Genomic DNA, 10448 nt, shown 5'->3' with positions numbered 1-10448 from the left:
ATGATAGATCCCGTCCGTATTGTTATTGTTGAAGATGAATTTGTAACGGGTCTTGAGATACAGGCCCGGCTTGAGGATCTGGGATACGAGGTACTCGCCATTATTGATACCGGAGAGGAGGCAGTAACAAGAGCCGGGGGACTTTTACCTGATATCATGATCATGGATATCACGTTAAAAGGGGAGATGAACGGCATCGAAGCAGCCAGGATTATCAAAAACATGTATGGTATCCCGGTCATCTATCTGACTGCTCATTCAGACGAAGCCACGGTGCAACAGGCAGTCCAGTCTGAGCCGTTCGGATACCTCATCAAACCGCTTGAAGAACGGGCATTGAATACTACGATCCGGATGGCTCTCTACAAGCATTCGATGGATAAAGCTCTCATTGAGAGTGAGAAGAGATATCGTACAATCGCAGAACTATCTGAAGACGCTATCTGCATCATCAACCCTGATCTCATAGTCCCGTACCTGAATACGAAATCAAAGCAGGTCTTTCATCTCTCTGACACATCAGAGTCTGTTCAAGATGTGCATGCTGTCTTTCCCACATCACTCCTCATCACCCTGGAAGACCAGATAAAGAGCGTCTTTACAGAGGGCAGATCATCCAGGGTGACTCACCATTACCTGATAGATGAAGAGGATATGTGGATGGACTGCACGTTTGTTCCCGTCCTGGCCGGAGAAGAGATTATACAGGCCATCGGGCTCCTCCATGATATATCAGCGATGGTCAGAATTGAGAAAGAGATCGAAAAGAAAGGAATCATACAGATCGAACACAATATGGCGCAGTTTCAGATCTTAAATGACAGAATCAGAAATCCCCTGGCCATCATCATGTCAATTGCATCTATGATTGAATCAAAGGAATCAGAGGATATTATCGATCAGGTGAAAAAAATTGATGACCTTGTAACCAAACTGGACCAGGGATGGGTCCAATCCGATGTGGTTCGAACCTTTTTAATAAAACATTACGGCCTTGGGCAAGAGATATAGAGAATTTTTCGTGACTGATATGTGATATGGCTACTCTTTCCATTTTTTCTATTACATGGCAAAAAATTAATGTCACTCTGGCATTCCCGGGAATAACCCCGGATTTCGTATTACTGGTTACAAGGTAGTCTTCAGATGGAGACAGAAGAATATCGGTATTCTGTAAATCAGGCTCTACCATCCATAACCCAACATATATATCCTTCCATAATCTATAGCCAGTATATCTGAGATCCCTTACTATGTCTACAGCAGTCTTAAGGGGTTTTCATGCCCTGAATCAATGATGCTCTCGATAATGACAGCAGCACTCATCAGATCTGGAAGAAATTATGAAAATTCTGGTAATTGAAGATAATGTGCAGAATATGTACCTGATTCACTTTCTCTTAGAAAGTAATGGGCTTACAGTATTGGAAGCGCTAAATGGGCAGGATGGTATTCGCCTGGCTCATGAGGAGAAACCAGAGATCATCCTTCTTGATATTCAACTACCAGGCATGGATGGATATGAGATAGCCAAAATTATCCGAAGTTCTCCAGACATTCAGGATATCCCGATCATTGCAGTGACCTCATATGCCATGGCAGGTGACCGCGAAAGGATTCTTGCTGCAGGAGCTACGGATTATATCGAGAAACCGATCAATCCTGAAACATTTGTCGATCAGATTCGTGTTCATTTTCCACAAAATCAGGTAAATAGTGAGATTCCCGAATAATTGTCACTCCTGATCTGCCCCATTATCCCTGTTTTTTTCCGGGATAGTTATTGTGAATGTGCTCCCTTTTCCTGGTATACTTGACACCGTGATAGTACCTCTATGGAGTTCTATCAGTTTTTTACATATCGATAGACCGAGTCCTGTGCCTTCATGCTTCCGGGTTGTACCCGTGTCTACCTGATGAAATGGCTGGAATAATGTATCAATATCCGCTTGTTCTATACCAATGCCGGAATCATGAATTGCCACATTGACAGTTGCATGATCAGTCCAGAGGCTGATCTTCACAAAACCTGACTCGGTGAATTTCACTGCATTGCTCATCAGGTTAAGAATTATCTGTTCAATCCTCCGTTGATCTCCAATTACGACAGCTTCGGTTTCCCTGATATCTGTCTCGATGCTCAAACCTTTCTGTGCTGCTAATGGCTGAATTGTCGTTATCACCGACAAGATTGATGGGATGATATCAACCGACTCTTCGGAGATCTTTAATTCACCAGCCTCAATCTTTGAGATGTCAAGGACGTCATTAATGAGGGCCAGAAGATGGCGGGCACTATGCTTGACGAGTTCTAACTGCTTGTGCTGCTCGATTGTGAGTGGTCCTGCCAGACCCTGGAGGATGATCCCGGTAAATCCAATGATAGAGTTCAATGGTGTCCTCAACTCATGAGACATCGTTGCAAGAAAGGCAGACTTCAACCGATCCATATCCTCTGCATGTTGCTTTGCCATTTGCAACTCGGAATTTATCATCTCTAACTCGTCTCTCTGATCTTGAAGCAACTGATTGGCTGTCTCAAGCTGGGATGTCCGCTCTTTCACAATCTCACTGAGATGATCCCGGTACTGTGACAGTTCGCTATTTGCCTTGAGGTTTGCTTCATCCTTTAATTTTATTGTTGTAATCATTGAGTTGAAGGATCGTGAGAGCTCGCCGATCTCACCTTCTATCTCTGTTTGAACAGAGTGGTTTAACTGGCCGGTTTTGGAAATATCAGTCGCAACAGAGGTCAGGGTTAAGATAGGCTCAATTACAGTATGGTTGAGAACCAGGAGCGTGATAATACTCAGAAGAATGAGAGCTATGAATACAAAGATCAGAATTGTGACGATAGAATCTGAAAGCTCCTTCTCGATCTGATAAAATGGGATAATAACTGCATATTTCCATCCAAGATATGGGGAGGTATAATAGATCAGGTATGAATTTTGCAGAGTAAGCATCCCCTCTGAAGAGTTGAGAAGGGTTGATGTCTGATTTCCGGTAACCTGGGATATATTGTTGAAGAGAAGAGAGGGGTCCTTAGCAGCCAGAACGGTTCCGGTTTCATTAACCATGGCTATCTGGACATCCCTGCCAAAACCAAATTCAGTAACGTATTTTGTAAGATCAACGAGGGTAATATCAGCTCCAAGAACTCCGTATATGGTCCCGTTAGGAAGAACCATCGCCTTCTCTATTCCGATATTCAGATCAGGAGATGTCACCGACTGATAGGGATCTGTCCGAACGACTTGTCCGGGGTGCTCTTTTGCAAGAATATACCATGGGCGGGTTCTGGGATCATACGCAGTAGGACTTGGCCTTTTATGGGATCTGACAAAAACTCCATCTTCTCTCCCCATGTACACAGAACTTACAGATGGATGATTCAGCCTGAATGAGTTTAATTCATCTATAATTACCTGTTCACGTTCACCTATAGAGTAACGAAACGTTTCGGGTGTTGCATTGATGAATGATGTAAAGCCAGTGTCATCTGGATTTCTGACATCGTTATCTTCTGAAAGCTGGCGAATGTCGTTACCAAGTTCGGCGATATAATTTGAGAGAGCAAAATCGATATGTTTCAACTGATTTGTCGTGTCTGTCTGAATTTTTACAAGGTTCTTTTCATGAAGAGATGATGGAAGTAAAACTCCAACACAAATTAGAACGAGAAGCATAATGAAAAAATACAGAATCAAAACTTTGGTTCTGAGCTTCATCTGTTTCCGGTGCTTCACAATTGCATTTATATCTGTCGCTTAGTTGATCAATACTACCAGATCTGGAAAAAGAAAACTGAAAGATTATGCCGGTGAATAACTGGGATAATGGACGTTATACATCTTTACAAAGAAAGAATCGATTAAATCAGATAAGTTGATGTCGGTAAAGAGTTCAGGATGTACATCCTTTGCAATGGCCATTAACGCCAGTGGTTGTTGTGGCGAAAAGGAATCATACACAAATGGATCTGCTACTTCGTACACCCTACCGGACTTAACTGCCTTGAGATCCCTCCATTGAGAAAATTCCCCCTCTCCCCGAAGAATATCTGAAGGGTTTACATCCTCATTATACCAGAGATATATAATATCAGGGTTGAGTTTCCTGAGTGTATCAAGATCTATAACCGGATGTTCATCACTTTTCCCGATGATATCGGCAGTTTCAATAACATTCTTTCCTCCTGCAAGGCGAATTAACTCGTTCGAAGCACTATTAATTCCGGCAGTCCCGTAAATATCCCCCCACATCCAATAGACGGTCGGCTTTTCACTATCCTGAAGACCTGCAGTCTTATCTGTTACCTTTTTTGTGTACTCTGTCATTATTGAGGCAACTTCAGACTCACGGCTCTCATCACCAATCATCTTTGCATACACGCTGATTGCTCTCGAAACATCTGATAATTTTGTGAAATAAACGCCATACACCGGAACCTTAACCTGTTCTTTAATTGCAGTAGTCGCCTGATCATTCCAGTCTGCAGACCAGAGAACTACAAGGTCAGGGTTTATCTGTGAGAGGGCCTGAAGGTCTACCTCTCCGTTTGTATCCGTAATTTTTGGTTTGGAATCAAAATCCGGGTCAATGGCTCGAAAAAATGGCTCTTTCTTTTCAAACATCCAGATATTTCCAATACCTGCAATTCTATCTGCCCCGCCAACAGCATACATGCTGTTCATCGCATTTTCTACAAGAAAGACCACGTTATGAACAGGATATGGAATTGTGATATATTGCCCCCGATCATCAAGGATGGTTATGGTTTGGCCACCCTGTGCGACCTGATCTGTATTTTTATCTTCAGCTATAACAGCCGGGCAGATGACTGCTATGAAAAGTGATGTTAGAATCACGACAATTATCAATTCATTCTTTCTTTCCATCTGAACTCCCTCACAAGTTTTCAGGACAGGCCTTCTTTATCCGGGTAAATCAGAGCCCTCCAGAAGAGAGAACTCCGGTATGATCGTGCCGTTCTCATACAATGACGTACCAATCCATCATTTAAATGTTGCTTGTTTAGGCTTATGAGCTAATAAAAGTGGAGTACAGATGAATGATTCAGGAAATTGAATAGATGGTAGTGCCTGTTCTCTCTCTCCATGAAATTTCAGATAAGAAGTGAATCATTTTTCCAGAAATTCATCGCCCTAATTTATATACCAAACATATATCTTCCCTTACAATCACTCTCATTTATCAGTCCGGATTATTATGATCAAGGTGCTTGCAGTAGATGATGAACCTGCATTTGCTGATATTTTAGGGATATATCTGAAAGATATCGGAGGATTTGACGTGGAGGTCTTCTCATCCCCTGAGAAAGCCCTTGAATACCTTACATCATTCGAAGTCGATGCCATCATTTCAGATTACATGATGGTTGAGATGGATGGAATTGCCTTTTTCAACCAGGTAAAAACTAAGACCCCTGATATCCCGTTTATTCTTTTAACCGGGCAAGATGACTCATCAATCTTTCTTCAGGCAATTGACGCCGGAATCGATTTCATTCAATTAAAGTCTGACGATATTTCGATCTTATTCAACGAGATAGGTCAGAAAATTAGAATTTCGGTAGGAAAATATCGCGCTAATAAGGAACTTCAATCCGGAATCAAGCAACGCGAGATGTTTATTGCAGTTCAGCGTAATTTGATGTCTAATCTCTCAACATCTTCAACGCAGAGTCAGGCATCTGATGCCTGTTTAACATCGGTACGGTTGCTTGCAGGATGTACACAGGGAAGTATTCATATTCTAAATCCTGTCAAAAAAAAGGTAGAACTCCTAATCTCTCATAATTTATCCAATTCCCTTCTTAAAAAGTTCACATTCGGCGATATTCATAAAGTTATCTTCCAGGGAGAATCGGTGTATTATCCGGTTACAGGAAGAGAGTCAGAAGACCTGATATCAGGAGGTCAGATCCCAATCCACGGGGGCGATACGGTTATTGGGGCCCTCTCTTTCATTCTTGAAGTCCCACATCCCATTAATCCTCCTGTTCGCGATACCATTGAAATACTCGTCTCCCAACTCGGAAATGCCATAATCAGGATACAATCAGAAGAACAGGTTCGAAATCGCCAGGAAGAGTTGAATGAACTCTACGTTGCAATGCAGGAACTTGTTTTTGTCATCGATATGGATGGAACAATCCTCAGTGTGAATCCTGCAGTTACAAGAACTCTTGGATATCAGGAAGATGAACTAGTGGGATCTCCCATTTATGTACTCTATTCTAATGACATCCGTGATGCGATAATCTATCAGTTTCTTGATCTGACCGGGACTGGGTCAAGCATCAAAAACGAATTTCCATTTATTACAAGAGATGGTACGCTGATTCCTGTTGAAACGCGGGGAACTGTGGGGGTTTGGGGAGGAAGAAACGTTCTCTTCAGCATAAGCAGGGATATCAGTGAGCGAGTCAAGGCGGAGCGGAGTGAGCACGAATACTATGAACGTATTCAGGCAATTCTCTCCTCTTCTACTGCCCAGATTTACATGAAGGACAAAAACCTTCAGTACCTTACTGCTAATAATCCATTCATATTTTTTGCAGGACGGGAAATCGCAGATATTGAAGGGAAAACCGACATGGATCTCTTCTCTGATTCTATTGCGACAAACCGTCAGCAGGTGGACAGGGAGGTTATTGAAACCGACAGACCTGTATACAATATAGAAGAGCATGTGTTATCCAAGGAGGGAGTGCCAGTATGGCTGGTAACATCCAAGGTGCCGGTTCACGACCTGAAAGGAGATGTTACCGGGATTGTAGGAACGTCTCTGGATATAACCGATCTTGTTATAACACGCCAGGAACTGATTTATCGGGATACTATTCTGAGTGCTGTCAGCAGTATTGCAAAAATTCTGGTGAAGAGTGAAGATTGGGAGAAACATATACCGATCTGTCTCAACCTCCTTGGATTATCAGTAAAAAATGACTATCTCCTGTTCTCCAGATTTAACCCGAATGATGAAACCTTCTCATGCCAGATTATTCACGACTGGTTGAGTGAAGGAACATCACCTTCTGATCAGGTGTTTTACAGAGATATCTCTACCCGGATACTCCTTGAAAAAGTTTCAGTCCTTTCGAAATCACCTTCAATCCAGGGGAATAGTGAGGATATTTCAGATGAGTTGAAAATCAGGTACAGAGATCGAGTACCAGCATCATTCCTGTATCTCCCGATATTTGTTTCCGACTCCCTCTGGGGTGCGATTGGAATTCTCAACTTTCACTCAGATCAGCAGTTTTCTCATGCAATTATTGACTCCCTGATTACAGCTACCGGAATTATTGCATCAGTTATAGCCCGCTCGCAGACTGAAGAACTGTTTCACCGGCCTGTGGAACGTTCACTTGTTGGCATATATCTGGTCCAGGATGACCGTCTCATGTATGTGAATCCACGGATGTGTGAAATTCTTGGATATCCTCGTGAAACCCTTGAGATGTTGCCGTTTACACTCTGTTTCCATCCGGATGACACGTCTGTTGCTGTAGATCGTCACCACAGGGTGATAGATACCCCGGAAACGACTGATGATTATGAAATAAGGGCGATCACCGCAGATGGCAGGGTAATCTTTCTTGAAAACCTCATCAGCCAGTTTGTCTACCAGGGCAGACCTGCAGTTATTGGTAGTATCATGGACATCACTGCCCGGAAGGAATCAGAATCCGGGCTGCGTCAATCGCTCCATGAAAAAGATATTTTGTTGAGAGAAGTCCATCACCGGGTAAAAAATAATATGCAGATCATTGTGAGTCTTCTCAGGATGCAGAGCAGCATGATTGATAACCCGGAGGTTGGTGCAGTTCTCAAAGAGAGTAAGAACCGGATACTTTCAATGGCTATGGTTCATGAAAAACTGTACCGCACTGATAACCTGGTGAGTATCAATCTACTTGAATACATCAGTTCACTTGCAAATTCAATAATAACAGATTTTTCTTTGGATGACTCCCGTATCACCCTTGATATTGTCTGCGATCCCACACTTGAAATGACGATCGATGCCGGTATTCCTCTGGGGTTGATCTTCAATGAACTCCTGACAAATACGTTTAAACATGGAATTATTGCAGATGAGAGAGGGAAAATCTCGATAAAAATTCTGCATACAAATCAGGGATGGCTTGATATTTCCTATCGGGATACCGGAAAAGGGCTTCCTGATGGATTTATGCTTGAAAACTGTGATTCTCTTGGGATGCAACTTATTCAGAACCTGGTATTTCAGGCAAGCGGAGAGGTTATTATGAGTTCAGAACATGGCATCCTGGTAAAAATGAGAATTCCGATGAAAGAGGGCTTTATTATAGGGGATAATTAAAATGCCACAAGGAAGTAAGATTCTGGTTGTTGAAGATGAGATGATCATCTCGATGGAGATCAAGCAGAAGTTGATAGCGATGGGGTATGTGGTCACAGGCCAGGCGATAACCGGTGAGTCTGCTATTCAGAAAGCAGGTGAGACAGAGCCCGATCTAGTTCTGATGGATATCAGGCTCAAAGGTGAGATGGATGGAATTGCTGCCGCCAAACGGATTATTGAGTTATATGATCTGCCAATAATTTTCCTTACCGCACATTCAGACAAGGCGACACTTGAAAGTGCGATTTCAGTCTCTCCATCAGGATATCTTCTCAAACCATTCAAAGAACGCGAACTCATGACAAATATCGAGATGAGTCTTCACAAACATCGCGTCAGACAAAAATTAAAAGAAGATACCCCTCTCACCTCCTCATCTGGGATATTGAATGGAATCTCTTCACTATCTCCTGCAATAATCGTGACCTCAAAATCCGGAACTATTGAATACACGAATACAACTGCATTGAAGATGCTGCAGTATTCAGAGAATGAGTTGGTCAAAAAACCAATAACTTCAATTATTGGAGAACAGGAGCATGTCCATGATGCTGATGCTGACACAAGGAAGAGTTCCGGCACTCACATTGTGATGCCTGATCAGCTAGCCCTGCATCAAAAAACAGGTGAAAACCTGCCTGTCACCGTTTCATTAGGTCTGATAACAGGGGGGTCAGAGGAAGAGATGAGAACCTTCTACGTACTTTCAGGAAATGAGAGTGAGGACACATCTGTCTCTCATCTGGGTCCCGGGATGATTCAGCATCTGATGCGAATAACTGCTGCCCTTAAATTTCCGGCCTTTGTTTTGGATAAAAGAATGGTTTTATCCGGTTATAACAGTCTTTTTACGGAACTGGCACGAAAGGTTGGTATCAGTCAGTATATGCTCACTCGCCCCATGTTTGAGACTCCAAACTTTTCTCTGTTTGGAGATATGCAGGATCTCCAGGAGATATTCAGATCCGGCGATATGGATAGTAAAATTAAAAAGTTTAAAAAAGGAGGTGACATTGTATTTATCCAGTTCACACGCATTCCCCTCAAAAGAGATGATGTAACAACTCATATTGCAACTGTTATGATTGATGTGACAAATGAGAAAAGGGCATTATATGAGGTTGAACGAATCAAACAGGTCTTCTCTGAACTGTTTTTTTCACTTGAGAATTTACGCTCAATCTCACAGGAGATGAAGCTTCCACTCCAGACTATGATCAAAAAGGTGTATGAAGATCAGAATAACCAGGGAGAAATGAATGATGATTGGGGGGCTCGTCTCCTTGCTTTACTCAGGGAATTGGACCTTGCCTGGGTCAGGTATTCAGAGGTCAGAGATAATATTAAAGAGACATAAATCCCTGTCTCCCATTATCAGGGACAGGTTGCCTCTTCCTGCGCCATATTATTGAATCCATCGGTAATTATCATCCTGAGTTCTTCAATAGTCTCTGTAAATTTTATATTCTCATCTGGACGTAAATTTAATATTTTTTCCTGTCTGATAAGGAGATCTCTCAGGTATGAAAGCATTTTTCGCTTTCTATAAACATTTCTACATGATTGTGCCTTTTCTTCACTTAACCCTGCGGCAATAGATCGTTCGTATCGCTCATTACACTCTGATATGATATCCCATATCTCTTCAACTGCGGTTACAAGCATGGAGCGTTCAAGTGGCTTCATCACAAATCCATCTATTTTAAGTCCATACTGAACCGCTTCATCGATTGTCAGTACTTTTCCGGTGAGTATAATGACCGGAATATCAGATATTTCGGAATCATCTCGTATGGCGGTTAAGATCTCCCATCCTGATACCGGCTCCATCATGAGATCGAGGAGAATGATATCAGGATTACTGGTCTTGATCGTTTCTATCGCTTTCGTTCCATCAGTGAGGATATCGGCCAGGTGACCCTGGGCACGAAGTATCTTCTGATAAATCTGAATCAAGGTTTCGTTATCATCAATCAATAAAACCTTCATATGAGGTACCCAAATATAGAAACAGAAAATTATATTATGAAACT

General features: G+C 42.3%; 7 protein-coding genes. 4 read left to right on the top strand and 3 right to left on the bottom strand.

The window, feature by feature from the left end:
* Nucleotides 1-1011, top strand: a complete 1011-nt coding sequence (locus ACHZA2_RS00325) for a response regulator (RefSeq protein ID WP_319578038.1) — start codon at nt 1-3, stop codon at nt 1009-1011.
* A 332-nt stretch (nt 1012-1343) separates the two neighbouring features.
* Entirely contained in the window at nt 1344-1733 is a 390-nt protein-coding gene (locus ACHZA2_RS00320) for a response regulator (RefSeq protein ID WP_319578037.1), read from the top strand.
* 3 nt (nt 1734-1736) lie between these two features.
* Here ACHZA2_RS00320 and ACHZA2_RS00315 read toward each other — a convergent pair whose 3' ends face one another.
* Both ACHZA2_RS00315 and ACHZA2_RS00310 read right to left on the bottom strand, forming a co-directional pair.
* Nucleotides 1737-3689 carry an ATP-binding protein gene (locus ACHZA2_RS00315; RefSeq protein ID WP_319578036.1) on the bottom strand — a complete coding sequence of 651 codons (1953 nt, stop codon included), beginning with the start codon at nt 3687-3689 and terminating at the stop codon, nt 1737-1739.
* A 126-nt stretch (nt 3690-3815) separates the two neighbouring features.
* The gene (locus tag ACHZA2_RS00310; RefSeq protein ID WP_319578035.1) at nt 3816-4901 is read right to left on the bottom strand and encodes an ABC transporter substrate-binding protein; all 1086 of its coding nucleotides are present in this window, start codon (nt 4899-4901) and stop codon (nt 3816-3818) included.
* A 331-nt stretch (nt 4902-5232) separates the two neighbouring features.
* On the opposite strand from ACHZA2_RS00310, the gene ACHZA2_RS00305 reads away from it, so the two are divergent.
* Nucleotides 5233-8373 (top strand): PAS domain S-box protein, encoded by a 3141-nt coding sequence (locus tag ACHZA2_RS00305; protein ID WP_319578034.1) that lies wholly within the window; start codon nt 5233-5235, stop codon nt 8371-8373.
* A gap of 1 nt (nt 8374) precedes the next feature.
* Nucleotides 8375-9772: a response regulator gene (locus ACHZA2_RS00300; protein ID WP_319578033.1), complete on the top strand. Its 1398-nt coding sequence runs from the start codon at nt 8375-8377 to the stop codon at nt 9770-9772.
* 17 nt (nt 9773-9789) lie between these two features.
* On the opposite strand, the gene ACHZA2_RS00295 is transcribed toward ACHZA2_RS00300, so the two are convergent.
* Nucleotides 9790-10404 carry a response regulator gene (locus ACHZA2_RS00295; protein WP_319578032.1) on the bottom strand — a complete coding sequence of 205 codons (615 nt, stop codon included), beginning with the start codon at nt 10402-10404 and terminating at the stop codon, nt 9790-9792.
* Between the last annotated feature and the right edge of the window lie 44 nt (nt 10405-10448).

It is taken from the genome of uncultured Methanospirillum sp., assembly GCF_963668415.2.
In the GTDB taxonomy this organism is placed as follows: domain Archaea; phylum Halobacteriota; class Methanomicrobia; order Methanomicrobiales; family Methanospirillaceae; genus Methanospirillum.
Note: the sequence above shows the minus strand (reverse complement) of the source record. Positions and strands in the feature narration are given on the sequence as shown.